The following is a 25,252-nucleotide window of genomic DNA, read 5'->3' on the forward strand; positions in this document are numbered from 1 at the left end:
CACAAAGGTAGAAAAAAACTGTGACAAGCCTAAATTATAGGCTTAATATTTTTTAAGAGAGACAAATAGACTTCTACATCCGGTCAATATTCCTCGACGGCAGATAACGTGTTCCCCGGTGCCGCAGGGTTGTTTCATCGGTGCCGGACGAGGTGCTCATCGGTGCCGCGATTTGTATAATATTTAGGCGCGGATTACACAGATCACACGGATTTTTATTCTTTAAACCGTGAAATCCGCGTAATCCGCGCCTAATTTTAAATCTTTATGTAAAGCGAGCCTGTTATCTTTTTATCAAGCCCTTTTTATTTACTTTTAGATTCCTGCTAGTTCCAGTACTTTTTCAACAGCTGCCGGTAGTCCGTCAGTGTTCTTACCTCCAGCGGTTGCGAAGTGAGGCTGGCCACCGCCACCACCTTGAATCAACTTGGCAGCTTCTTTCACCAGATTACCGGCTTTCAGACCACCCGCAACCAGGTTGTCGCTAAGCATGACTGTCAGCATCGGTTTTCCATTGTCTATACTTCCGGCAACGAAGAACAGGTTTTCTGTAATCTCACCACGAAGTTGGAAAGCGATATTCTTCACTACTTCTGCCGGTAGCGGAGCACAGAACTTAACCACTTTGATGCCGTGAATTTCCTGTATATTCTTCAACAGTCTTTCCTTCAGAGCTGCTTCTTTTTCTTTCATGAAGTCTTCTACCTGCTTCTTCAATCCTGCATTTTCATCCAGATATTTGCGGATTGCAATACCCAAATCAGGAGCATTGTTGAAAAGAGCTTTCAAATCACTAAGTGTATCTTGCACTGTATCCAGCAATTCTTCTACACGCGCTCCGGTGTAAGCTTCAATACGACGAACACCGGCAGCAACTGAACTTTCCGACATGATTTTCACCATACCGATATTTCCGGTTGCAGCTACGTGTGTACCTCCACAGAATTCAATAGAAGAACCGAACTGGATCACACGTACTTTGTCGCCATACTTCTCACCAAAGAGAGCGATAGCCCCCAACTCTTTAGCTTCCTCGATAGGAATGTTGCGGTATTCTTTCAAAGGAATATTGGCACGAACTCTTGCATTGACAATATGCTCTACTTTACGGATTTCCTCATCGGTCACTTTCTGGAAGTGAGAGAAGTCAAAACGCAATGAGTCCGGTGTAACCAATGAACCTTTCTGTTCGATGTGTTCACCCAGCACTTCACGTAAAGCGGCATCCAACAAGTGAGTCGCCGAGTGATTGGCTGCGCAAGCGGCACGTTTGTCAGTGTCTACACAAGCCATCATCGGAGCTTCCGGATGTTCGGGCAACTTTTTGGTAATATGTATCGGAAGATTATTTTCTTTCTTGGTATCGATCACTTCAATCGTTTCGAATTCGCTTACCAATACACCGGTATCACCGACCTGACCACCACTTTCTGCATAGAATGGAGTATAGTCAAGTACAATCTGATACAATGTTTGGTTCTTTTGTTTGATCTGACGATAACGAAGGATAGAAGCTTCGTATTCAGTGTAATCGTAACCAACGAATTCGGTCGTTCCTTCTTTCAGTATAATCCAGTCACCAGTCTCGATAGCGGCAGCATTACGTGCACGCTGTTTCTGTTGCTGCATTTCTTCATTGAACTCTTCAATGTTGACAGTCATTTCGTTTTCACGGAGAATCAGTTCTGTCAAGTCGAGTGGGAAACCGAATGTATCATATAAAGTAAAGGCATCCTTACCGCTGATTTCTGTTTTTCCGCTGGCTTTGGTATCTTCCATGGTCTTATCCAGTAAGCGGATACCTGTTTCCAGTGTGCGGAGGAATGATTCTTCTTCTTCCTTGATTACTTTTTCAATCAGTGTTTTTTGTGCAACCAGTTCAGGATAAGCTTCTCCCATGTTATCAATCAATACAGGAAGCAACTTATACATAAATGCCTGTTTTTGTCCAAGGAAAGTATATCCGTAACGAACAGCACGGCGAAGGATACGGCGGATCACATAACCAGCTTTCGCGTTAGAAGGCAACTGACCGTCTGTGATAGAGAATGCAATAGTACGGATATGGTCGGCAATTACACGCATGGCGATGTCCTGCTGCTTATCTTTTCCGTATTCTGTACCCGACATAGCTGCAATAGCTTTCAGCATTGGCTGGAATACGTCTGTATCGTAGTTGGATGTTTTTCCTTGTAAAGCCATACAAAGACGTTCGAATCCCATACCGGTGTCAATAACCTTTGCAGGAAGCGGCTCAAGGCTGCCATCTGCTTTGCGGTTGTATTGCATGAATACGAGATTCCAGATTTCAATTACCTGCGGATGATCGTGGTTCACGAGGTCACGACCGGAGATCTTGGCACGTTCTTCAGCAGGACGAAGGTCGATGTGGATTTCGGAACAAGGTCCGCATGGTCCTGTATCACCCATTTCCCAGAAGTTATCGTGTTTGTTACCGTTAATGATGTGATCCTTTGGCAAGAACTGTTCCCAATAAGAAGCAGCTTCGTCGTCACGGCTCAATCCTTCTTCGGGACTTCCTTCAAATACGGTTGCATAGAGATATTCCGGATTCAGTTTCAAAACTTCTACCAGATATTCCCACGCCCAGCTGATTGCTTCTTTCTTGAAGTAATCGCCAAACGACCAGTTACCAAGCATTTCAAACATGGTGTGGTGGTACGTGTCGTGTCCCACTTCTTCCAAGTCATTATGCTTTCCGCTAACGCGCAAACATTTCTGCGAGTCCGCGACTCTTTGGTATTTCGCCGGGTGGTTACCCAAAATAATATCTTTAAACTGGTTCATCCCCGCGTTCGTAAACATCAGGGTAGGGTCATCTTTAATCACCATCGGAGCCGAGGGGACGATGTGGTGTCCTTTCGACTCAAAGAAATTCTTGAATGAATCTCTGATCTCTTTTGCAGTCAACATATTCTTCTATATATCTATCGTTGAGGTTAATATTCTCAAAAAACAGTGCAAAGATAGCTTGTTTTTATTACTTTTGCCGTATTAACAAGCGAAATATTTCCAAAAAGATGCGCAAAGTATACTACATCTATAATTCACAGACCCAGACTTATGATCGAATTTACCCTACCGTACGGCAGCGTGCGCTTAGTATCCTGCGCCGGCTTTTCTATGGAATGGGGTTGGGAGCAGGTTGCTTTATTGTATTGCTTCTGATTTTTGGCTCTCCATCGGAGAAAGAATTAAGAATCGAAAACAGCCGTCTTTTGGCACAGTATAATGTACTTTCCCGTCGTCTGGACGACGCTATGGGAGTACTTCAGGATATCCAGCAGCGTGACGATAATTTGTACCGGGTGATTTTGCAGGCCGATCCTGTTTCTCCGGCTATCCGCCAAGCTGGTTATGGCGGGACGAACCGTTACGAAGAACTGATGGATTTGGCGAATTCTAAGTTGGTAGTGAATACGACTCAAAAACTGGATGTGCTCTCCAAAAGACTGTATATTCAGTCGAAATCTTTCGACGATGTGATTGATATGTGTAAGAACCACGATGAGATGTTGAAATGTATTCCGGCTATCCAGCCTATTTCGAATAAAGATCTTCGTCAGACAGCATCCGGTTATGGTACACGTATTGACCCTATTTACGGTACGACAAAGTTCCATGCAGGTATGGACTTCTCTGCTCATCCGGGAACAGATGTATATGCTACCGGAAACGGAACTGTAGTAAAAGTAGGATGGGAGACTGGATATGGGAATACCATCGAAATCGATCATGGTTTCGGATATCTCACTCGATATGCTCACTTGCAAGGATTTAATACGAAAGTCGGAAAGAAAGTGGTACGTGGTGAGATTATCGGAAAAGTGGGTAGTACAGGAAAGAGTACCGGTCCGCATTTGCATTACGAAGTGCATGTGAAAGGACAGGTCGTGAATCCGGTCAATTATTATTTCATGGACTTGAGTGCCGAAGATTATGAAAAGATGATTCAGTTGGCAGCCAATCATGGTAAAGTATTCGATTAAAATCTTTAAACAGGAGTGCTATGCTTAATACAGATAAAGAATTGAAGCTATATTATTCAATAGGAGAGGTTGCCGACATGTTCGGAGTCAATCCGTCGTTACTCCGCTTTTGGGAAAAGGAATTTCCACAAATCTCTCCTAAGACAGCAGGTAGAGGAATACGTCAGTATCGTAAGGAAGACGTAGAAACAATCGGACTTATCTATCATTTGGTCAAAGAGAAAGGGATGACACTTCCCGGTGCCCGGCAACGTTTGAAGGATAATAAAGAAGCTACAGTTCGTAATTATGAGATCGTTAATAAGCTGAAAGCGATCAAAGAAGAACTTTTGGCCATTAAACGCGAACTGGATGGGCGGGAATAAATAATGCTATCGATCATGGATTCGATAGGCAAGAAACCTCATAACAAAATGAACGGTGAACAATTTGCATGATACTGCAACTTATTCACCGTTCATCGTTTTCTTATTTACCGTTTGAAAGCTATTCTTCTACACGGCTCACCTGTTTGATATTCTGTATTTTCTTCAGATTGTTGCAGATGGTTTTTACATCATCCACATCATGTACCCACAACTGAATTTTTCCTTCAAAGATACCATCTTCGGTTTCGATGGTCAGCTTACGGATATTTACATTGAGCTGTCTGGAGATAACTTGGGTGACTTCATTCAAAAGTCCCATATTATCTATACCTTTTATATATATATATACCAGGAAAGAAAGTTCTTTATGTGTATCCCATTCGGTTGCTAATATGCGGTTGCCATAGCTGCTCTTCAATTTGGCGGCAACAGGGCATTGGCGCTTGTGAATAATGATCCGGTCGTTTTCATCCACATACCCCAGTACATCGTCACCGGGAATAGGATGGCAACATTCGGCCATGATATATTTCTTCTGCAAACTTTCTTCCGTCAGTTTGAGCACCTCTTTCGGGTTGATTTTTTCTTTTTCCTGCGGTTCTTTCTCTTCCTGCTTCTCTTTGCTATTGCCGAAAGAGAAAGTCAGATATTTCTTCCAGTTACTGGTTTGCTTTTCTTTCAGTTCATTCTTGTCCGCTTCTCCCAGAACGATTGCTTTACTACCGATGGCAGCCAGCAGTTCTTCCTCATTCTTGGCATTATGCAGTTTGCGTAGCTTCTCGATAACAGCTTCTTCCGGACGGACTTCCTCCTTTTTCAGAAACTCACTAAGGATTTCTTCTCCTATCTTTTGATTTGCTTTACGCTCTTTGCGGAGAATAGCTGCTATCTTGGCGCGGGCGCGGGCAGTGGTTGCAAAAACTTCCCATTGCGGTTGTACGCGTTGAGATTTTGAAGTCAGGATTTCAACTTGGTCACCACTTTGCAATTTATGGCTCAACGGCACTAATTTATGATTGACTTTGGCGCCAATACAATGGCTACCAATATCCGTGTGAAGAGAAAATGCGAAGTCGAGAGCCGTAGAGTTCTGCGGCATAGTCTTCAGTTCGCCTTTAGGAGTGAACACGAATATTTCAGAAGCAAATAAATTTAGCTTAATGGTATCCAGAAAGTCGATGGCATCCGGTTGCGGATCATCTAATATCTCCTTAATCGTTCTCAACCATTTTTCCAATTCGCCTTCATCTTCGCTGCCTCCTCCTTCTTTGTATTTCCAGTGGGCTGCGAAACCTTGTTCGGCAACATCATTCATTCGTTCACTACGAATCTGGACTTCAATCCATTGCCCATTGTTGCCCATCAGAGTGACGTGCAATGCCTGATAACCATTAGCTTTAGGATGGCTGACCCAGTCGCGCAAACGGTCCGGGTGGGGTTTGTATATCTTGGAGATAGAAACGTAGATATCGAAACAGTCGTTGAGCTCTTCTTCCTCATTGCGTGGTTCGAAGATGATTCGAACAGCCAGTAAATCGTATATTTCTTCGAAAGGAACATGTTTGGTTTGCATCTTGTTCCAGATGGAATAGATTGATTTTACGCGGGCAAGTATCCGGTATTTCAATCCCATCTTATCTAGTTGGGTACGAATCGGGGCTGTGAAGTCGTTGAAGACCTTGTCACGTTCAGCAGCAGTGGCATTCAACTTCTCTTCTATTTCCGCATATTCTTCGGGATGTTCATATTTGAAGCTTAGATTCTCAAGCTCCGTTTTTATCTTATAGAGCCCCAAACGGTTGGCAAGTGGAGCATAGATGTAAAGCGTTTCGCCTGCAATCTTATATTGCTTGTTGGGTAACATGGAACCAAGGGTACGCATGTTGTGCAAACGGTCTGCTATCTTGATAAGAATGACCCGGATGTCGTTCGACATGGTGAGCAGCAACTTCTTGAAGTTCTCTGCCTGTGCCGAAGCGCGGTCACCGAAGATTCCACCGGATATTTTAGTCAGTCCGTCCACAATCTGGGCAATCTTCGGACCAAAGATATTCTCGATGTCTTCCACTGTGTAATCAGTGTCCTCTACCACATCATGCAGCAAGGCTGCACAAATAGAAGTGGAACCGAGACCTATTTCATTGCATACAATGCTGGCAACGGCAATCGGGTGCATAATATAAGGTTCGCCCGAACGGCGTTTGATACCTTTATGCGCCTGATTGGCAAAGTTGAAAGCCTTCGTAATGATTTCAACTTTTTTGCGATGCTTAGTATTGAGATAATCATTCAGTAGTTCGTGGAACGCCTGATTAATCATCTCTTCGTCAGCTATTTCTTTGGGGGCCAGATTATCCATAATTGTTATCCTTTCACTTGCTTAATTCTGCAAAAATAAGCAAATTTCCGAACGATGCAAGCAGGAAGCTAGTTATTTGTATATTTTCAATCGTTTTCCTGCTGCAATTTTAGTGCTAGACATTCCATTCCACCTTTGTATATCCTTAATTGTGACGCCGTACTTTCCGGCAATAGTGGACAAAGTGTCTCCACTTTTTATTGTGTAATAGGTCAGTTTCCCCTTGCCGGCAACGGCTGTTGTCGTTTTGCGGGTTGTGGGTGTAATTTCCTTTACGGCAACGGTTTTCCGGTTGCGGAATAATTCATCGGCACGATGCGCATAAATCGTATCTTGCTTATCGATAAAAGTACTGATCGCGTCAATAGGCAGTCTTAACGTATAAGGTTTGCTGCTACCTGGAATCATTTGCTTCTTATATTGCGGATTCAGACTTTTGATTTGATCCAGAGGTAGATTACAAAGGTCGGCGATTTGTTCGAAGTGTAGATTCTTGTTTACTTGTACTGTGTCAGTACTTGCCGGAATATTGGTTTCCATCGGGCAGATATTGTGGTCGCAGTAATAAGTCATCACGTAGTTGGCAGCGATAAAGGCAGGCACATAGCCGCGTGTTTCTTTAGGCAGATAATTGTAGATTTTCCAATAATCAGTTTCGCCATTGGCACGGCGGATTGCCTTATTGATTGTACCGGGGCCACAGTTATAAGCAGCAATTACCAGGTTCCAGTCTCCATAGATATCATACATTTCTTTGAGATAACGAGCGGCAGCCCAAGTTGCTTTAATCGGGTCACGACGTTCATCTACCAGGCTGTTTGATTCCAAACCATAGATTTTACCTGTACCAATCATAAATTGCCACAGACCGGAAGCACCTGCACGTGATACGGCTGATGGGTTCAACGCAGATTCGATAATCGGCAGATATCTTAGTTCCAGTGGAAGTCCGTATGCATCCAGTGCTTCTTCAAAAATCGGCATATAGAAGTTGCAGGCACTTAGCATGAAAGAAACCTGATTGCGCAAGCGTCCTGCATACATATCGATGAATTTGCGGATAATATCATTATAAGGCATTTCCATGATGGCCGGGATGCGTGACAAGCGGTCGATATAGACAGAGTCACTGAATAAAGGATTAATTTCAGCCGTACTGCAATCCTTGCCTAAATCAATATAATTTTTAGCTTTCCAGTCATTCAACAGACTGTCAAGTGGATAAGTCATACTTTTAGGCAGGTCGATGCTTTCTTTGCGTTCAGTTCCATTTTCACGAATCACTACATCTACACTTTGCGCTTTTACCTGCGACGTGGCCACTAGTAAAAGAAAAATAATCGAACAATAGTTAACTAATTTCTTCATGCTTCAATAATAAGATCAATCTAAATTGTGTTTTTTAAAATCGTAATACGCATTGCAGACCAACCGACTTGTTTTTAAAACTGTTGGAGCGGAACTGGTTGTTATTATCAATAACGGCCGGCTCTACTTTCATACTCAAGTCGGGGGTTATATCGAAGTTGGACAACTCCGCATCTACATAAGCGTCGATGATAGAGATCAGGTAAACTCCGATAAATGCAAATATACTAAGGTCCCGATAACGGCGGAACATATCTTTTCTTCTTTTTAAGGTGTTTTTCAGCTGCTCCTCATTATAAGTGGAGTTCGGGGGTAACAAATCCTCGTAACTTTTGGTGTTCGGATTGCTGTCCATGATGTCCAGATAGGCTTGCGAATAGTCTTTGTACATCTTGCCGTTCCAGCTTAAAGCGTAGGCACAACCTGCAAACCCTCCATATATAATAGGTAGTTTCCAGTATTTACGATTGTAAATCTGTCCTCCACCGGGGAATACGACTGCCAGCCAGGTAGCTTTGGTCGGATTCGGGATAAATATCTTCTTGTTAATATCTTGAGTCGTTGGCGGTACACTGTCGGTCTTTACAACAATCGATGCCGGCTGCTCTATCTTTTTCAGCTCTTTTTTGTTGGCTGCGTCCAGGCTGTCTGCTATCTGTATCTTGGCAGCCGACAAGCTGTCGATGGCCGGAAGTTCTTTGGAGGGTATAATCCGGATAGAATCCTGTCTTGTAGAATCCTGTGCAATCGGCTCACGATGTCTTCGTGCACGGGCTTTCGGCGCTTCACGCTGTATGATTGTTGTATCTTTCCGTACCGGAGTAACAGTGGACTGTGCATACACATCAATCCCTGCCACCTGTAAAAAACAGAGAAGCAGGGCGCTGACTAGTAACTGATATTTCTTACTTTTTCTTGTCATTTACTTCTTTAGCGTATCGAAGATTTCCATGATACGTTCCAGTTCCTCCTCGTTACCGAAAGGAATACTGATCTTTCCCTTTCCCTTTTCAGAGCAAGTGAGTTGTACCTTGGTGTTGAAAAAGCCAGAGAGTTGTTGCTTCAATAAGTTGAACTCTTCGGGAAGTTTGGCACGTTTCGGTGTTATTTTCCGTGTGCCGCTTTTCACCGCTTCTCCTTCGCTTAATGATTTAACAATTTCTTCTACTTTGCGGACTGAATATCCGTGCTCTTGTATTTCTTCGAATATTTTAACTTGTAGTTTAGGGTCGCCTAATGAAATCAGCGCACGGGCATGTCCCATGTCCAGCTGCTTGTTTTGCAGGGCCATCTGTATTGGAGCCGGCAATTTCAGTAAGCGCAGGTAGTTGGCGATCGTCGTTCTTTTCTTTCCGATACGTTCGCTAAGACGTTCCTGTGTCAATTCATACTGATCGAGCAGATGCTGGTAGGCAAGTGCGATTTCTACGGCATTCAGGTCTTCACGCTGGATATTTTCAATCAGCGCCATTTCCATCATGTTTTCGTCGTCGGCAGTGCGTATATAAGCAGGGATTGTTTTCAAGCCTGCTCTTTGTGAAGCGCGATAACGACGTTCTCCCGCGATGATCTGATATTCATCGTCCGAGAGTTTGCGTAAAGTAATAGGTTGGATGATACCGATTTCCGTAATGGAATCAGCCAGTTCCTGCAACGCTGTTTCGTCAAACTCACGGCGGGGCTGGTTAGGATTGACAGTAATCTTTGCCAGCTCTATTTCATTAATGGAAGAAGACCCTTCGGTTTTCACATCATCCATTGAGAGCAAGGCGTCTAAACCGCGTCCTAATGCATTTCTCTTTTGTGTTGCCATATCTTCTTCTTTTATTTATTTCGGTTGATAATCTCTTTAGCAAGAGCCAAGTGGTTCTTGGCACCGGTAGATTCCGCATCGTAAAGGATGGTCGGAACACCGTAGCTGGGAGCCTCGCTCAATTTCACATTTCGTTGAACAACGGTATTGAACACCAGTTCCTGGAAATGCCGTTTCACTTCGTCATAGATCTGATTAGCCTGACGCAGACGAGAATCATACATCGTCAGCAGGAAACCTTCGATCTCTAAAGCTGGATTCAGTTTCGACTTGATGATTTTGATGGTATTCAACAGTTTACTGATACCTTCAAGAGCGAAATATTCGGCTTGAACGGGAATAATCACCGAATCCGCTGCCGTTAGGGCGTTGATCGTGATTAGTCCTAATGAAGGAGAACAGTCTATCAGAATATAGTCATATTCTTTCTTCAAAGGAGTGAGCACTTCTTTTAGTATCTTTTCTCGGTTTGGGAGGTTCAGCATTTCAATCTCTGCCCCTACAAGATTGATGTGCGAAGAGATCACTTTCAAAGAATCAATCTCCGTGTCAAGGATAGCGTCCTGTACGTTGGCTCTGTCAATAATACACTCATAGATAGTGCATTCCGACTGCTTGATGTCTACTCCCAGACCGGAAGAGGCATTAGCTTGCGGGTCGGCATCTATCACGAGTACCTTTTTTTCCAGTGTAGCAAGTGAAGCTGCGAGGTTAATCGTAGTCGTTGTTTTTCCTACACCACCCTTTTGATTGGCCAAAGCAATAATTTTTCCCATATTCTCTAAATTTATTGGCAGCGAAATAAGTGATAAATCCTTAGAGCGCCTACGAAAAAAGAGAAACTTTGCAATTTCTGTTGATAAGTCGCCTGTTTTGTTAATAACTGTCGGACGAAACGGTTACAAAACTTCAACAGGTTCATCATCTTCTTTTCTCTTTAACGAGCTTGCAAATATACATATTTATATTGGATATCTATTTCTTTTTTTGCTCGCTTGCAGAAGATTAAGATTTGTAAACGGGTAGGAGTGGGGTGGAAAGAGACTTTTCGATCTGATGTAGGGAGGTGTTTGGCGGTACGGCTTCTTTTTGTTACTTTTGTGCGAATATAAAAAAGGAAAGGATTGAAGATATGGAAAATGAAAAGCCGTTGATACTTGTTTCTAATGACGATGGCGTGATGGCTAAAGGGATTAATGAACTGGTGAAGTTTCTTCGCCCTTTGGGAGATATTGTGGTAATGGCACCTGATGCTCCGCGCTCGGGCAGTGGTTGTGCGCTGACGGTGACGCAGCCTGTTCATTACCAGTTAGTAAAGAAAGAAGTAGGTTTAACTGTTTATAAATGTTCGGGAACACCGACCGATTGCATCAAATTGGCACGGAACACAGTGCTCGACCGGACACCGGACTTGGTAGTCGGTGGTATCAATCATGGAGATAACTCCGCCACTAACGTACACTATTCCGGCACAATGGGAGTGGTATTCGAAGGTTGTTTGAATGGAATCCCTTCTATTGGCTTCTCTTTGTGCAATCATGCACCCGATGCCGATTTTGAAGCTGCCGGACCTTATATTCGCAGTATTGCCACCATGGTACTGGAAAAAGGACTTCCTCCTTTAACCTGCCTGAACGTAAATTTCCCGGATACAACCGATATCAAAGGAATCAAAATCTGTGAACAGGCAAAAGGCCGTTGGACGAACGAATGGGCTGCCTGTCCCCGTCTGAACGATCCGAATTATTTCTGGTTGACCGGTGAATTTACCGATCACGAACATGAAAATGAGAAGAACGATCATTGGGCTTTGGCAAATGGCTATGTTGCTATCACTCCGACCACGGTTGATGTGACAGCTTATCACTTTATGGATGAACTTAACAACTGGTTTAATTAGTTGATATTACCTATCATTTATCAACTATCAACTATCAACTATTATGAAGTATTATCTGATTGTCGGCGAAGCTTCCGGCGACTTGCACGCTTCTCATCTGATGGCTGCCTTAAAGGCAGAAGATCCGCAGGCTGATTTCCGGTTTTTCGGAGGTGATTTGATGGCTGCCGTCGGAGGAACGATGGTGAAACATTATAAAGAACTGGCATACATGGGTTTTATTCCCGTGTTGCTCCATCTGCGCACTATCTTTGCAAATATGAAGCGTTGTAAAGAAGACATTGTTTCCTGGCAACCGGATGTTGTTATTCTGGTGGACTATCCGGGATTCAATCTGGATATAGCCAAGTTTGTTCATGCAAAGACACAGATTCCAGTTTATTATTATATTTCTCCGAAGATATGGGCGTGGAAAGAGTATCGCATCAAGAATATAAAACGAGATGTAGACGAACTTTTCTCCATTCTTCCTTTTGAAGTAGAGTTCTTCGAAGGAAAGCATCAATACCCCATCCACTATGTTGGTAATCCTACCGTGGATGAGGTGGCGGCTTATCAGGAAGCTCATCCGAAAAATAAGGATCAGTTTATTGCGGAGAATCAACTGGAAGATAAACCGGTAATAGCTCTTCTTGCAGGTAGCCGGAAACAGGAAATCAAAGATAATCTGCCGGATATGTTGAAGGCTGCTTCTGCTTTTCCCGATTATCAGCTTGTTCTGGCGGGTGCTCCTGCCATTGCTCCCGACTATTATAAAAAATATGTAGGAGAAGCGAAAGTGAAAATCATTTTCGATCAAACCTATCGTTTGTTGCAGCACGCAGATGTGGCTTTGGTCACTTCAGGCACGGCTACTCTTGAGACGGCATTGTTTCGTGTTCCCCAAGTCGTTTGTTATTACACTCCGATAGGGAAAGTGGTTTCCTTCTTGCGGCGTCATATCTTGACCGTGAAATTTATTTCGTTAGTTAATCTGATTGCCGACCGTGAAGTGGTAAAAGAGTTGGTGGCGGATACGATGACCGTGAAGAATATGCAAAGTGAATTGAAAAATATCATTGAAAATGAAGCATATAGAAATGAAATGCTTTTGGGATATGAATATGTGGCCGAACGGTTGGGACCTGCCGGTGCTCCCCGTCATGCAGCTCGTGAAATGCTGCGCTTGTTGAAAAAATAACTTTCTTTTTCTGAATAAACGTAAAGCCGATGCAGTAATTGCACGGCTTTTTTATTTATTAAGCAGAAGACTAAAAAAAGAAAGGAAAAAGATATGAAAAAAATTAAGTGGCTTTTAGGAATGTTGTTATTGGCATTAGTGCCAATGTTGCAATCATGTGATGATGATGGTTATTCTATCGGAGATTTCAGTTGGGATTGGGCGACCGTTCGGGCAACCGGTGGAGGAGGTTATTATTTGGAAGGTGATCGTTGGGGATTGATTGATCCGGTTGCTACTTCCATACCTTGGTTTAAACCGGTGGACGGTGAACGTGTAGTGGCCTTTTTCAATCCTTTGTATGACATGGAAGGAGGAAAAGGAGTTCAGGTAAAGATGGAAGGAGTACAGGAATTGTTGACAAAGGAAGTGGAAGATATGACCACAGAGGAAGAAGCGGTGGAATTCGGCAATGATCCTATCCTGATTTATCAGGGTGACATGTGGTTGGGAGGAAAATTCCTGAATGTTATTTTCCGTCAGGAGCTGCCTCGCTCGGAGAAACATCGTATCAGTCTTGTACAAAATAAGATAGAAACGGGAGAATCATCAGAACCGGGGACATTGAATGTGGCTGAAGATGGTTACGTACATTTGGAACTGCGTTATAATACATATGAGGATGTGACTGACTATTGGGGATGGGGACGAGTTTCTTATAATCTGGAAAAGTTCTTCCCAACGGAAAAAGATGCCGAATCAACAATGAAAGGTTTTAAAGTGACTATAAATTCAAGAGAACATGGAGAAGGAAGAGTGATCGTTCTTGATCTGGATCATCCGGTAGGTGTGCCGGAAGCTGCGAAGGATGTACACTCCACTTCTTCGATCCGATAACCTAACTATGATTTACTGTGTGTGAAAAAGGTCGGGATACTTCTATCGAAGTTCCCGACCTTTTGTATTGTGTGCAATTCTAATCGATGAGAAAAACTCCTGTTAGAACCATGTTAATGCATATAGGTAAACGACTGCTGCCGGTATGGCCATCAAAGAACTGTCAAACCGATCGAGCATCCCTCCATGTCCCGGAAGAATATTTCCCGAATCCTTTACGTGCAATTGGCGTTTTAGCAATGACTCCGTCAGGTCGCCCCATGTACCGAATATAACCACTACCAATGCCAGTCCTGCCCATTCCATCATTGACATAAATGGGAAGTAGTGAGCAAGTATAAAAGACACTCCGATTGCTACAACTCCGCCGCCGATAGAACCTTCCCATGATTTCTTGGGAGAGATGCGTTCAAAGAGTCGGTGTTTGCCTATCAGTGAACCGATGCAATAAGCACCCGTATCATTCAGCCAAAGGAAAATAAAGATGGATAACGGTAGAATCGGATTATAGCTTATGTTACTGAATTCCGATGCCGGATCATTATGGAAAGCCAATACATTCAGCAAAGCAAAAGGCAGACCGATATAAAGTTGGCTAAGCATCGAATAAGCCCAGTTAAGTACTGGGTTCTCCTTTTTCAGATACAACTCGCTAATCATCATGTAAAGCAATAAAAGCACATACGGGATGAATATTTTCGAATCGGCTGCATCAATGCAGAATCCCATGATTGCGAGGAATAAATAAGCCCCGCCGAGCATATTAATGTTCTTGTTTATCTTGACTCCTTCTGCGCGCATATTTACCAGCTGTGCAAACTCATAAATAGTCAGTGCACTGATAGCGGTGAACAGAATGCCAAAACTGAATGCGTCATAAAGGATGCACCCTACCAAGATGGCAACGAAGAGTACACCCGTAATAGCTCGTTTTATGAAATTGTTAATCAAAATCTATTCGTTTTAATTAGTTGGACCCGTTAGCTTGTTCTTCTCCATTGGACTTACCCTCTACGGTAACTTTGCCTTCCACTGTAACCTTGTTACCTGCTGCGGCAACTTTGGTGTCGATGGGTGCTTGTTCCTCTGCAGTATTTTCAGCTTCCTCTTCTTTGATTTCTTTTTCTTCTTCTTTCAACTTTTGGGCAAGTTCCCTTTCAGCTCTTGCGGCATCCTGGCTTTCTTTAGCAGCCATGATTTCTTCCGAACGCGAAGCCCAGGGGCGTTTGCCGAAGATACGTTCAACGTCTTCCGCAAAGATTACCTCTTTGTCAATCAGTAATTGCGTCAGTTCGTTGTGACCTTCTTTGTGCTCTGACAGAATTCTCTTGGCGCGGTCATACTGCTCGTTCACCATTCTCTTGACTTCTTCGTCAATTAGTTCGGCTGTCTTTTCGCTGTATGGACGGTTGAAAGAATATTCATCGTTGTTGTAATAACATAAATTCGGCAGCTTGTCGCTCATACCTAAATAAGCAATCATGCCGTATGCCTGTTTAGTCACTCTTTCCAAGTCGTTCATGGCACCAGTTGAAATGCGGCCGAGGAATAAATCTTCAGCGGCGCGTCCTCCTAAAGTAGCACACATTTCATCCAACATCTGCTCCTTAGTAGTAATCTGACGTTCTTCCGGCAGATACCAGGCAGCTCCTAATGCACGTCCGCGGGGAACGATAGTTACCTTAATCAACGGATTGGCATATTCCAATAACCAGGAGATAGAGGCGTGTCCTGCTTCATGCAAAGCGATGGAACGTCTTTCAGCTTCCGTAGTAATCTTGGTTTTCTTTTCCAGACCACCGATGATACGGTCTACCGCATCCAGAAAGTCTTGCTTGCCTACAAATTTCTTTCCGTGGCGGGCAGCGATCAATGCAGCTTCATTGCAGACATTGGCGATATCCGCACCCGAGAATCCCGGAGTTTGGCGAGCCAGCAAGTCTACATCAACACTATCGTCTATTTTGATCGGGCGCAAATGCACACCAAATACTTCTTTACGTTCATTCAAGTCGGGCAGATCCACATGTATCTGACGGTCAAAACGTCCTGCACGGAGCAACGCTTTATCAAGTACGTCTACACGGTTAGTAGCAGCAAGGATAATTACACCGCTGTTGGAACCGAAACCGTCCATCTCTGTCAATAACTGGTTCAAGGTGTTTTCGCGTTCGTCATTTCCTCCCATTGCAGGATTTTTGCCACGAGCACGTCCTACGGCATCAATCTCATCGATAAAGACGATACAAGGAGCTTTCTCTTTGGCCTGTTTAAACAAGTCGCGAACACGGGATGCACCTACACCTACAAACATTTCCACGAAGTCAGAACCTGCTAGTGAGAAGAAAGGAACATTAGCTTCACCCGCCACAGCTTTGGCAAGCAAAGTTTTACCGGTTCCCGGAGGGCCTACCAGCAATGCTCCCTTGGGTATCTTACCTCCCAAATCCGTATATTTCTGCGGTTCCTTCAAGAACTCTACAATTTCCTCTACCTCTTGTTTTGCTTCTGCCAAACCCGCTACATCCTTAAATGTAATCTTGATGGCTCCACCTTTTTCAAAAAGCTGGGCTTTTGATTTTCCTACGTTAAATACACCGCCGGGGCCACCACTGCCACCTCCGCTCATACGGCGCATGAAGAAGATCCATAACGCTACAAGCAAGACAAGCGGGAGTATCTGAATCAGGATTGCGGGAAAAATATCCGATTTGGGCGGATAGTCGGAAGAACCGTCAAAATGACCGGCTTCCTTTTCTGCCTGCAAAAACTCTTCCAGTTTATCGGTAGATGGCGTTCTACTTGTAATGATAGGGTTACGTCCCACTTTGGTAGAGTCCGCTCCAAAAACAGCCCCTACAGCAGTCGGTTTAAGAAAAGCTTCGATTGACTTATCTTCATAACCCAATACTTTGCTTACATAGCCCTTTTTTACGTAGTCCTGAAACTCACTGTAAGTTACAGCTTTGCTTCCAGCTCCCTTTGAATCACTGCCCCACCAGAGGCCGAGAAGCATAAGGGCAATAATCATATACATCCAGTTCAGGTTGAACTTAGGCATATTAACCTTATTGTTAGGTTTATTGCTATTGTTATTATTGCTATTATTATTGTCCATAATCATTAATTAGTCTAGATCGGGGATTTGAGTAAGTTTGGCATCTGCCCAAAGGTGTTCAAGATTATAAAAATTTCTTGTCTCCGGTAAAAAGACATGTACCAGTACGTCGGCATAGTCCATTGCCACCCATTCTGCATTCCGGAGTCCATCGATTGCATAAGGTTTGCTATCCGCACCTTTACGTGTAAATTCTTTGATTGAATCTACAATGGCATTCACTTGACTGGGAGAATTTCCCTGACAGATAACGAAATATTTACAGATGGTATCTTCTATGCTGGTTAAATCGGCAACGATTATCTTTTTACCTTTTTTCTCTTGAATTCCTTCTTTTATTTTTTCAATTAATACTTTAGTATCGTTCATTCCTGTAATTGAGATTAATAATTCATGTTCTCTATTTGTTTATAACAAAAAAAGGCAATCCTTTGTTTCTGGCTATAAACGTGATATTTTTGACAAATATACGCTGATTTATTGGATACAAGAAAGTTATCCCTCAATTTTTGTGTTTTTTAGTGGAGATACTTTTGTTTAGAAAGCTTATTTGGACATTTTTGCAAAAAAAATATCAGAATTGTTTTGAATTCCCAAAATATTTGTATCTTTGCACCCGCAAACGAAAATCATTGGGCTATGGTGTAATGGTAACACTACAGATTCTGGTCCTGTCATTCCTGGTTCGAATCCAGGTAGCCCAACAGAATCAACGTCAATTTAGATAGAACCCTGCTAAGAATTAATTCTTGCAGGGTTTTATTGTTTTCAGACATTCATAGTCAGAAGAAACATGAATCTGCAGTGAAAAGAAGCCATGAACTTGATGCCCAAGAAATGAATCCTTAAACAGGCTGTGTAAGCTTGTTTAGTAGAAAAGAAAAACAGGTTTTATTACCCAAGCGAGCATAAAACCTGTTTTTTTATTTTTCTAAATCGGGCAGAGGATTATTCTTCTGCTTTAATTGATTCGTCGATTACTTTAATTTTTTGTAATACCAGTTCCAGGTCTGCTTTCAACTTATCTACCTTGCGGTTCAGTTCAGTCAACAGGCTGCTGCCTTTCTTGGAAGTAGAAGTCAGGAAACCCAGATTGTTCTCATAAGTCTGAAGTTCGTTCTTCATATTCTCATAAGCACGTACCAGTTTCTCGCGTTCTCTATATAAAGATTGAGTACCGCTTCCTTGGATATTACTAATGTTCGAACGGAAGTTGCTTAATTTCTTGTTGGAAGCATTGATGTTGAAACGGTCGAATAACTGGTCGATCAATCCATGATATTGCTTGTATAGCTTATCTTTTTCTTTGAACGGCACATGACCGATAGAATTCCATTCCTTCATCAAATCCCGAACCAGGTTGCTTGCTTCTTCGGTATCCATGTTCTCATCGATAGCGGATAACTTTTCGATCAATGCTTTTTTCTTTTCCATATTCTCTGTTTCGACAGAGCGTTGTGAAGAAGTGCCCTTGTTCTTTTGCTCGAAGAAATAGTCGCAAGCAGTGATGAAACGTTTCCAGATAGCATCCGAATGTTTTTTGGCTACCGGTCCGATGGTCTTCCATTCTTTTTGAAGTTTGGTCAGTGCATCGGCAGTAACTTTCCAGTCCGTGCTGTCTTTTAAAGCTTCCGCTTTTTCGCAGAGTGCTTTCTTCTTTTCCAGATTCTCGTTCATACCTTCTTTCAAGCTCTTGAAGAATTCTCCTTTCTTCTTGAAGAAATCATCGCAGGCATGACGGAAACGTTCGAAGATCTTCACATTCATCTTTTGAGGTGCAAAACCGATGGTTTTCCATTTGTTTTGTAGGGCAATCACTTCCTGGGTCTTATTTTCCCAGGCAGAGAATGTTTTCAATTCATCATACTCAATCGCTTCAACGATTTCGCAGATTACGGTCTTTTGGTCCAAATTATGCTGCTCAGCCTCTTTCAGCGACTCGAAGTGCTGCTGATGACGGCGGTTGACAGCGGTAGAAGCGGTCTTGAACCGATTCCAGATCTCATCACGCAGTTCTTTGGCCACCGGACCTGTATCGCGGAATTCCTGATGCAACTTCTGTAGCTGGTGGAAAGCAGAAACCACATCCTCCTCGTTAGCCAGCTTTTCAGCAGCTTCGCAAAGGCGTGTCTTGATTTCCAGGTTCTTTTTGAAGTCGTATTCACGGAATTCATTGTTCAGTTTCAATAAATCGTAGAACTTCTCTACATATAATTGATAGTTTTTCCAAAGCTCATTCACTTTGCCTTGAGGTACCAATTTCGTATCATTCCATTGCTGTTGCAACTTCTTGAATTCTGTATAAGATTTGTTGGCATCATCTCCGGATTCTACCAGTTCTTTCAGTTCTTCGATGATGGAAAGTTTCACTTGCAGGTTTTCTTCCTTTTGGCGTTCCAGTTCGGCAACCTGTCGGCTGCGTTTTTCTTTGATAACCCCCATCAGACGTTTGAATTCTTCCTCTGTCGGGTCTTCTTGAGCAACAAAATCTTCAATGTTTCCGCCGTTGTCTGTAAACTGTACCTTAGCAGCTTCCAACTCGGCATTATGTAACTTGTAGAATGATTGTTTCAGATTGTCAATTTCCTGCTTATTTGCATTTTCGGCATCTTGCGCAAGCTCTTTCAGCTGGTTTAGTACATCTTCCTTAGTGGCAGGTTTAGGAGCTGCTTCAGGTTGAACTTCGGCAGTAACTTCTTCAGTCGGAGTCTCTGTAATAGCTTCAGAAACCTCGACAGTTTTCTTTTCTTCTTCTAATTCCCCTTGGTTCAAGGGTTGATTAGTGTCATGAGCGTCCATCATTGTATATTAGTTTTGGGTCACAAATTAATGAAATAAAACGATTACTTCATACTATTTTGCTTATTTTTTTTTGTTTATCGCATTTTTATGATAATAAAACGGTAATTCCCATGTACAACATCATTCCGATGATATCATTTGTAATGGCTATAAACGGACCTGTCGCAATAGCAGGATCGATTTTTAGCTTCTCCAGAGTCATCGGTACCAGTGTTCCGAAAATGGAGGCGAACATGACCACGGCAAACAGGCTGATGGATACGGAATAAGTCACTGTAGCTGTTGCACCGAACCGGATAAAGTTGTAGGTGTATACCAGTAAGGAGATAATCGTGGCATTGATTAATGCTACTATAGCTTCTTTAGTAACTTGTTTGAATGTATTTTTGGCGTCCAACGAACTATTAGCCAAGCCTTGTACAATGATTGCCGAAGATTGTGTTCCGACATTTCCTCCTGTACCACCGATCAGCGGGATATAGAGTGCCATTTCGGGATGAGCGGCAAAAGTTGCATCGAAATTTCCCAATATCATAGAGTTGCCGATTCCACCAATCATACCGATTAATAACCAGGGGAGGCGGGCAGTGGTCTGTTTCAATACATTATCGTCCGTTTCTACGTCCTGCGAAAGACCGGATGCCAACTGATAGTCACGTTCCGATTGTTCACGAACTTCATCCATGACGTCGTCGACGGTGATTTGTCCCACAAGCCGACCGATACTGTCGATAACGGGGATGGCCACCAAGTCATACTTTTCAATCGCCTGTACCACCTCGTCGATAGGAGTATCTACATGCACGGAAATCGGATCTTTCTGCATCACGTGTTTCACTTTGGATACAGAAGGAGATGTAATCATCTTTTTGAGCGGGAAGATACCTCGCAGACGTTCGTCGTCGTCAATGACATATACATAATAGATTTCGTCCAGCTCTTCCGCCTGTTGACGCATCTCTTTCAGACATTCGGGCATACTCCAGTTCTCGTTGACGAGTACCATTTCCGTACCCATCAAACCACCGGCGGTATTTTCGTCGTATTTCAACAAGTCGACAATGTCACCTGCCTGTTCAATGTCCTCGATGTGCGAAAGAACCTCTTCCTGCTTATCTTCATCGAGTTCACGCATCAGGTCTACGGCATCGTCCGTATCCATGTAGTCAACGAAGCGTTTGGCGATGGTCTCCGAAGGAAGCATTTCGAGCAGCTCCTTACGAGCATCCTCGTCCATTTCGACAAGCACGTCGGCGGCAATTTCGTTATCGAGCAGGCGATAGACGAATTTGGCCTCTTCCGGATTCAGGTCATTGCACAATTCGGCGATGTCGGCCGGATGGAGGTCGATGAGAAGCCCTTTTACCGTATCGGCGTCTTTTTGCTCAATAAGGTGTTTAACGTTGTCAATGTATTCCTCGTTCATCGTTGTCAATTACAAATTACGAATTACAAAATTCAGTTCTCTGCTCACTGCTGCCCGTCAGTCGGTTATTGGTTGTTGCCTGCTGTCTTTAATGCTTCTTCCACCTTATTGGTCAGGTCGATAAATTCTGCTACCGATAGTTGTTCCGGGCGTTTATTGAATAATATGTCCTCCGTAAGTGGACAATCTTTGCCTAAAATAGGTTTGATAGAGTTACGTAATGTTTTACGTCGTTGGTTGAAAGTCGTTTTCACTACCTGTTTGAATAGCTTTTCGTTACATCCCAACTCTTTAGTCTCGTTGCGCGTCATGCGGATAACCGCACTTTTCACTTTGGGAGGCGGGTTGAACACGTGCTCGCTCACTGTGAATAAGTATTCCACTTTATACCATGCCTGTATCAATACGCTAAGGATACCGTAAGTCTTGCTGCCCGGTCCGGCTGCAATGCGTTCGGCTACCTCTTTTTGAATCATTCCCGTACAGCAGGGGACAATATCTTTGTTGTCCAGCATCTTGAAAAAGATCTGGCTGGAGATGTTGTACGGGTAATTACCGGTCAGTACGAAAGGTTTGTCGTCGAACAGTCGGTGAAGGTTCATTTTCAGGAAGTCATCTTCGATGATGTGGTCCTCCAACGATGGATAAGCTTCGCGAAGATAGGCAACCGACTCATAGTCAACTTCTACGACTTTTATCAACCGGTCTTTTTTCACCAGAAACTGGGTCAATACTCCCATGCCCGGTCCCACCTCCAAAATAGGCAGTTCGGGGAAGGTGTCGACAGTATCGGCAATATCTTGCGCAACTTTCAGATCTTTCAGAAAGTGCTGTCCGAGAAACTTTTTAGGCTTTACTAATTTCATTTACCAACTAAATAATTACTTTTGCAGCCGACAAAGGTAATTCTTTTAAATGAAGAATGAAGAATTAAGGATGAAGAAACTATTAAAAAAGACGCTGAAACTGATATTACCGGTTGTTTTAGGCGGCTTTATCTTATTCTGGGTGTATCGCGACTTTGATTTTACAAAAGCGGGCGATGTGTTATTACACGGTACAAATTGGTGGTGGATGCTCTTCTCATTAGTATTCGGGGTGTTCGCGCAAGTCTTTCGTGGATGGCGGTGGAGGCAGACACTGGAACCGTTGGACGCTTTCCCGAAAAAGAGCGATTGTGTGAATGCTATCTTCATTTCTTATGCAGCCAGCTTGGTGGTTCCCCGGATCGGGGAAGTGAGCCGTTGCGGGGTATTGGCGAAATATGATAACGTCTCGTTTGCCAAGTCGTTGGGAACAGTCGTTACGGAGCGCCTGGTCGATACGTTGACTATTCTTCTCATCACAGGCGTGACTGTCTTGCTTCAATTACCGATATTCGCCACCTTTCTTCAACAGACCGGAACAAAAATTCCTTCCCTTGTCCATCTCCTGACTTCGGTATGGTTTTATATTATCCTGTTCTGTTTTATCGGCGTGGTGATCCTTCTTTATTATTTAAGAAAAACGCTGTTCTTCTATGAACGGGTGAAAGGTTTTGTGCTTAATATATGGGAGGGGATTATGTCTTTAAAGGGAGTGCGCAACATTCCTCTCTTTATTTTTTATACATTGGCCATTTGGGCATGCTACTTTTTCCATTTCTATTTTACATTCTATTGCTTCGCTTTTACGTCACATTTAGGAATTCTGGCAGCATTGGTCATGTTTGTAGGTGGTACGTTTGCCGTGATTGTGCCTACTCCCAACGGGGCGGGACCGTGGCATTTCGCTATCATTTCTATGATGATGCTTTATGGGGTAAATGTGACGGATGCCGGAATCTTTGCCCTGATTGTGCATGGTATTCAAACCTTTCTGGTTGTTCTGTTGGGTATCTATGGCTTTGCTGCCCTGTCGTTCACTAACAGACATCGAGGGTGAAATTTTAGCTAAAAGTGTGTATTCTTAAATGTTTTTGCTGACGTCCTTTGCCATCTGAAAACTTTTCCATAACTTGGCACTGTTTAATTATTAGATTTAAAATCGTTTTAAAATATTTATTATGAGTACCATTCTTTCTTTAGCTCCACAAAACGTGTGGAAGCATTTTTATTCGTTGACACAGATTCCTCGTCCGTCAGGACACATGGAAAAAATAACAGAATTTCTTCTAGGTTTCGGAAAAGGTTTGGGTCTGGAGTCTTTTGTAGACGAAGCAGGTAATGTAATTATCCGTAAACCGGCGACTCCGGGTATGGAAAACCGGAAAGGTGTAATTCTTCAGGCGCACATGGATATGGTTCCGCAGAAGAATAACGATACTGTACACGATTTTGAAAAAGATCCGATTGAAACTTATATAGATGGTGACTGGGTAAAGGCAAAAGGTACTACTTTGGGTGCGGACAACGGACTGGGAGTAGCTGCCATCATGGCCGTGCTGGAAGCAAAAGACTTGAAACACGGTCCTCTGGAAGCTCTTATCACTAAAGACGAAGAAACCGGCATGTACGGTGCATTTGGCTTGAAGCCGGGCACCCTGAACGGTGAAATCCTTTTGAATCTGGATTCCGAAGATGAAGGTGAATTGTATATCGGTTGTGCCGGAGGTATGGACGTAACTGCTACCCTGGAATATAAGGAAGTAGCTCCCGAAGCAGGAGATATCGCAGTGAAAGTTACTTTGAAAGGATTACGCGGCGGACATTCGGGATTGGAAATCAATGAAGGACGTGCCAATGCCAATAAGTTGTTGGTTCGTTTCGTTCGTGAAGCGGTTGCCAGCTATGAAGCCCGTTTGGCTAGCTGGGAAGGTGGTAATATGCGTAATGCTATCCCACGTGAAGCACATGCTGTTATTACCATTCCGGCTGAAAATGAAGAAGAACTGCTGGGCTTGGTGAAATACTGCGAAAACCTGTTCAACGAAGAATATTCGGCTATTGAAACTCCGATCAGCTTTACGGCTGAACGTGTAGAACTTCCTGCCGGTGAAGTACCTGAAGAAATTCAAGACAATCTGATTGATGCAATCTTTGCTTGTCAGAACGGTGTGACACGTATGATCCCTACTGTTCCGGATACGGTAGAAACTTCTTCCAACCTTGCTATTATAACGATTGGTGAAGGAAAGGCAGCCATTAAGATTCTGGCTCGCAGTTCAAGCGATAGCATGAAAGAATATCTGACTACCAGCCTGGAGTCTTGTTTCTCTATGGCAGGGATGAAGGTAGAGATGACAGGCGGATATTCCGGTTGGCAACCTGATGTAAATTCTCCGATTTTACATGCGATGAAGGCATCCTATAAACAACAGTTTGGTGTAGAACCTGCAGTGAAAGTGATTCACGCTGGCTTGGAATGTGGCATTATTGGTGCTATTATTCCGGGATTGGACATGATTTCTTTTGGTCCGACTTTGCGTTCACCGCATTCACCGGACGAAAGAGCGTTGATTCCTACCGTACAGAAGTTCTATGACTTCTTGGTGGCAACTTTGGAGCAAACTCCAATGAAATAACGTATTTCTCTTTATATAAATATTCTCCTATTATATAATAGGTAACCATAGTGAAGGCACGGATGATATTTCATCTGTGCCTTTTTGTCATATTTATTGTAGCGTATATTACAATTCTGCTTTATAACAAATAAATTAATTGATGCAAATCAAGAAATATGCTATAAAACATAAATTTCTCTCTTTTTTAGATCAATGTATAAACAAAGGCTGTATTTTTGTGTTGTAAAACATGTAATTAGGAGGATAACAAAATGAAAAGTTTAAAAAGATTGTTTAGAAAGATCGGCGAAGCCGATGTACATGTTTGGGGATATTCAACAATTAATACCAAACCAAACAAGTAAGTTTTATTTTTTAGTTTTCAAGAATTAGTAATTTTAAAGGTTTAAAGATTATGGCAAAGAAAATGGGTTCTTTAGTTAGAAAAATCCTTAGTGAAGTAGGTCGTAATGAAATGCTTTCATGGGGGTACAGAATTGAGAAATGAGAACAAGTACATTAATTAAGTTTAGAGTGGGGATACGTTA

The 25,252-nt window shown here is 42.9% G+C and carries 19 protein-coding genes and 1 tRNA gene; 8 read left to right on the forward strand and 12 right to left on the reverse strand.

Annotated elements, in window-relative coordinates; translation table 11 throughout:
• Nucleotides 1-315: 315 nt before the first annotated feature.
• Nucleotides 316-2,934 (reverse strand): alanine--tRNA ligase, encoded by a 2,619-nt coding sequence (alaS, locus tag DXB58_RS00585; protein WP_117937724.1) that lies wholly within the window; start codon nucleotides 2,932-2,934, stop codon nucleotides 316-318.
• A 107-nt stretch (nucleotides 2,935-3,041) separates the two neighbouring features.
• Here alaS and DXB58_RS00590 point away from each other — a divergent pair, with 107 nt between their 5' ends.
• Both DXB58_RS00590 and DXB58_RS00595 read left to right on the forward strand, forming a co-directional pair.
• Nucleotides 3,042-4,010, forward strand: a complete 969-nt coding sequence (locus tag DXB58_RS00590) for a M23 family metallopeptidase (RefSeq protein ID WP_117937722.1) — start codon at nucleotides 3,042-3,044, stop codon at nucleotides 4,008-4,010.
• A gap of 20 nt (nucleotides 4,011-4,030) precedes the next feature.
• Entirely contained in the window at nucleotides 4,031-4,375 is a 345-nt protein-coding gene (locus tag DXB58_RS00595) for a MerR family transcriptional regulator (protein WP_004301384.1), read from the forward strand.
• A 121-nt stretch (nucleotides 4,376-4,496) separates the two neighbouring features.
• Here the strand turns inward: DXB58_RS00595 and DXB58_RS00600 are convergent, their stop codons facing one another.
• The 5 genes from DXB58_RS00600 to DXB58_RS00620 all read right to left on the reverse strand — a co-directional run bounded on the left by DXB58_RS00600 (nucleotide 4,497) and on the right by DXB58_RS00620 (nucleotide 10,694).
• Nucleotides 4,497-6,737, reverse strand: a complete 2,241-nt coding sequence (locus DXB58_RS00600; protein WP_008776780.1) for a bifunctional (p)ppGpp synthetase/guanosine-3',5'-bis(diphosphate) 3'-pyrophosphohydrolase — start codon at nucleotides 6,735-6,737, stop codon at nucleotides 4,497-4,499.
• A 72-nt stretch (nucleotides 6,738-6,809) separates the two neighbouring features.
• Complete coding sequence (locus DXB58_RS00605; protein ID WP_122135574.1) at nucleotides 6,810-8,105, reverse strand: lytic transglycosylase domain-containing protein; 1,296 nt, start codon at nucleotides 8,103-8,105, stop codon at nucleotides 6,810-6,812.
• A 34-nt stretch (nucleotides 8,106-8,139) separates the two neighbouring features.
• The gene (locus DXB58_RS00610; RefSeq protein WP_009000351.1) at nucleotides 8,140-9,027 is read right to left on the reverse strand and encodes a DUF5683 domain-containing protein; all 888 of its coding nucleotides are present in this window, start codon (nucleotides 9,025-9,027) and stop codon (nucleotides 8,140-8,142) included.
• Nucleotides 9,028-9,918, reverse strand: coding sequence for a ParB/RepB/Spo0J family partition protein (locus tag DXB58_RS00615; RefSeq protein ID WP_122135575.1), 891 nt, complete (start codon nucleotides 9,916-9,918; stop codon nucleotides 9,028-9,030).
• A gap of 11 nt (nucleotides 9,919-9,929) precedes the next feature.
• Nucleotides 9,930-10,694, reverse strand: a complete 765-nt coding sequence (locus tag DXB58_RS00620; protein ID WP_122135576.1) for a ParA family protein — start codon at nucleotides 10,692-10,694, stop codon at nucleotides 9,930-9,932.
• Between the two features lie 356 nt (nucleotides 10,695-11,050).
• Here DXB58_RS00620 and surE point away from each other — a divergent pair, with 356 nt between their 5' ends.
• The 3 genes from surE (at nucleotide 11,051) to DXB58_RS00635 (ending at nucleotide 13,874) form a co-directional block, all read left to right on the forward strand.
• Nucleotides 11,051-11,818, forward strand: coding sequence for a 5'/3'-nucleotidase SurE (surE, locus tag DXB58_RS00625; protein ID WP_122135577.1), 768 nt, complete (start codon nucleotides 11,051-11,053; stop codon nucleotides 11,816-11,818).
• Nucleotides 11,819-11,861: 43 nt separating this feature from the next.
• Nucleotides 11,862-12,998, forward strand: coding sequence for a lipid-A-disaccharide synthase (gene lpxB, locus DXB58_RS00630; RefSeq protein ID WP_117937717.1), 1,137 nt, complete (start codon nucleotides 11,862-11,864; stop codon nucleotides 12,996-12,998).
• Between the two features lie 93 nt (nucleotides 12,999-13,091).
• Nucleotides 13,092-13,874 carry a NigD-like protein gene (locus DXB58_RS00635; RefSeq protein WP_117937715.1) on the forward strand — a complete coding sequence of 261 codons (783 nt, stop codon included), beginning with the start codon at nucleotides 13,092-13,094 and terminating at the stop codon, nucleotides 13,872-13,874.
• Between the two features lie 102 nt (nucleotides 13,875-13,976).
• Here the strand turns inward: DXB58_RS00635 and DXB58_RS00640 are convergent, their stop codons facing one another.
• Genes DXB58_RS00640 through rsfS form a run of 3 tightly spaced genes read right to left on the reverse strand, consistent with a single transcriptional unit; the run spans nucleotide 13,977 to nucleotide 17,361 of the window.
• On the reverse strand, nucleotides 13,977-14,825 hold the full coding sequence (locus DXB58_RS00640; protein WP_117937713.1) for a phosphatidate cytidylyltransferase: 849 nt from the start codon (nucleotides 14,823-14,825) through the stop codon (nucleotides 13,977-13,979).
• Nucleotides 14,826-14,841: 16 nt separating this feature from the next.
• On the reverse strand, nucleotides 14,842-16,992 hold the full coding sequence (gene ftsH, locus DXB58_RS00645; RefSeq protein ID WP_032852107.1) for an ATP-dependent zinc metalloprotease FtsH: 2,151 nt from the start codon (nucleotides 16,990-16,992) through the stop codon (nucleotides 14,842-14,844).
• A gap of 9 nt (nucleotides 16,993-17,001) precedes the next feature.
• Entirely contained in the window at nucleotides 17,002-17,361 is a 360-nt protein-coding gene (gene rsfS / locus DXB58_RS00650; RefSeq protein ID WP_117937711.1) for a ribosome silencing factor, read from the reverse strand.
• Nucleotides 17,362-17,625: 264 nt separating this feature from the next.
• Between rsfS and DXB58_RS00655 the strand changes: the two genes are divergently transcribed.
• Nucleotides 17,626-17,696 (forward strand) — tRNA-Gln (locus DXB58_RS00655).
• Nucleotides 17,697-17,940: 244 nt separating this feature from the next.
• On the opposite strand, the gene DXB58_RS00660 is transcribed toward DXB58_RS00655, so the two are convergent.
• The 3 genes from DXB58_RS00660 to rsmA all read right to left on the reverse strand — a co-directional run bounded on the left by DXB58_RS00660 (nucleotide 17,941) and on the right by rsmA (nucleotide 22,086).
• Nucleotides 17,941-19,794, reverse strand: a complete 1,854-nt coding sequence (locus DXB58_RS00660; RefSeq protein WP_122135578.1) for a DUF349 domain-containing protein — start codon at nucleotides 19,792-19,794, stop codon at nucleotides 17,941-17,943.
• An 85-nt stretch (nucleotides 19,795-19,879) separates the two neighbouring features.
• Nucleotides 19,880-21,220 carry a magnesium transporter gene (mgtE, locus tag DXB58_RS00665; protein WP_117937693.1) on the reverse strand — a complete coding sequence of 447 codons (1,341 nt, stop codon included), beginning with the start codon at nucleotides 21,218-21,220 and terminating at the stop codon, nucleotides 19,880-19,882.
• A 65-nt stretch (nucleotides 21,221-21,285) separates the two neighbouring features.
• Nucleotides 21,286-22,086, reverse strand: a complete 801-nt coding sequence (gene rsmA, locus DXB58_RS00670; protein ID WP_117937691.1) for a 16S rRNA (adenine(1518)-N(6)/adenine(1519)-N(6))-dimethyltransferase RsmA — start codon at nucleotides 22,084-22,086, stop codon at nucleotides 21,286-21,288.
• 70 nt (nucleotides 22,087-22,156) lie between these two features.
• On the opposite strand from rsmA, the gene DXB58_RS00675 reads away from it, so the two are divergent.
• The gene (locus DXB58_RS00675) at nucleotides 22,157-23,143 is read left to right on the forward strand and encodes a lysylphosphatidylglycerol synthase transmembrane domain-containing protein (protein ID WP_117937689.1); all 987 of its coding nucleotides are present in this window, start codon (nucleotides 22,157-22,159) and stop codon (nucleotides 23,141-23,143) included.
• Nucleotides 23,144-23,264: 121 nt separating this feature from the next.
• On the forward strand, nucleotides 23,265-24,722 hold the full coding sequence (locus DXB58_RS00680; protein WP_009000363.1) for an aminoacyl-histidine dipeptidase: 1,458 nt from the start codon (nucleotides 23,265-23,267) through the stop codon (nucleotides 24,720-24,722).
• Nucleotides 24,723-25,252 lie beyond the last annotated feature (530 nt).

It is taken from the genome of Bacteroides sp. OM05-10AA, assembly GCF_003439055.1.
Lineage (GTDB): Bacteria > Bacteroidota > Bacteroidia > Bacteroidales > Bacteroidaceae > Bacteroides > Bacteroides intestinigallinarum.

What these genes read in the sequence shown, in the direction of transcription:
- rsfS (WP_117937711.1), bottom strand. Translation starts at nt 17,361, where the DNA reads ATGAACGATACTAAAGTATTAATTGAAAAAATAAAAGAAGGAATTCAA.
- ftsH (WP_032852107.1), bottom strand. Translation starts at nt 16,992, where the DNA reads ATGGACAATAATAATAGCAATAATAACAATAGCAATAAACCTAACAAT.
- mgtE (WP_117937693.1), bottom strand. Translation starts at nt 21,220, where the DNA reads ATGAACGAGGAATACATTGACAACGTTAAACACCTTATTGAGCAAAAA.
- DXB58_RS00600 (WP_008776780.1), bottom strand. Translation starts at nt 6,737, where the DNA reads ATGGATAATCTGGCCCCCAAAGAAATAGCTGACGAAGAGATGATTAAT.
- DXB58_RS00590 (WP_117937722.1), top strand. Translation starts at nt 3,042, where the DNA reads ATGCGCAAAGTATACTACATCTATAATTCACAGACCCAGACTTATGAT.
- rsmA (WP_117937691.1), bottom strand. Translation starts at nt 22,086, where the DNA reads ATGAAATTAGTAAAGCCTAAAAAGTTTCTCGGACAGCACTTTCTGAAA.
- DXB58_RS00620 (WP_122135576.1), bottom strand. Translation starts at nt 10,694, where the DNA reads ATGGGAAAAATTATTGCTTTGGCCAATCAAAAGGGTGGTGTAGGAAAA.
- alaS (WP_117937724.1), bottom strand. Translation starts at nt 2,934, where the DNA reads ATGTTGACTGCAAAAGAGATCAGAGATTCATTCAAGAATTTCTTTGAG.
- DXB58_RS00635 (WP_117937715.1), top strand. Translation starts at nt 13,092, where the DNA reads ATGAAAAAAATTAAGTGGCTTTTAGGAATGTTGTTATTGGCATTAGTG.
- DXB58_RS00605 (WP_122135574.1), bottom strand. Translation starts at nt 8,105, where the DNA reads ATGAAGAAATTAGTTAACTATTGTTCGATTATTTTTCTTTTACTAGTG.
- DXB58_RS00675 (WP_117937689.1), top strand. Translation starts at nt 22,157, where the DNA reads ATGAAGAAACTATTAAAAAAGACGCTGAAACTGATATTACCGGTTGTT.
- surE (WP_122135577.1), top strand. Translation starts at nt 11,051, where the DNA reads ATGGAAAATGAAAAGCCGTTGATACTTGTTTCTAATGACGATGGCGTG.
- DXB58_RS00680 (WP_009000363.1), top strand. Translation starts at nt 23,265, where the DNA reads ATGAGTACCATTCTTTCTTTAGCTCCACAAAACGTGTGGAAGCATTTT.
- DXB58_RS00610 (WP_009000351.1), bottom strand. Translation starts at nt 9,027, where the DNA reads ATGACAAGAAAAAGTAAGAAATATCAGTTACTAGTCAGCGCCCTGCTT.
- lpxB (WP_117937717.1), top strand. Translation starts at nt 11,862, where the DNA reads ATGAAGTATTATCTGATTGTCGGCGAAGCTTCCGGCGACTTGCACGCT.
- DXB58_RS00595 (WP_004301384.1), top strand. Translation starts at nt 4,031, where the DNA reads ATGCTTAATACAGATAAAGAATTGAAGCTATATTATTCAATAGGAGAG.
- DXB58_RS00660 (WP_122135578.1), bottom strand. Translation starts at nt 19,794, where the DNA reads ATGATGGACGCTCATGACACTAATCAACCCTTGAACCAAGGGGAATTA.
- DXB58_RS00615 (WP_122135575.1), bottom strand. Translation starts at nt 9,918, where the DNA reads ATGGCAACACAAAAGAGAAATGCATTAGGACGCGGTTTAGACGCCTTG.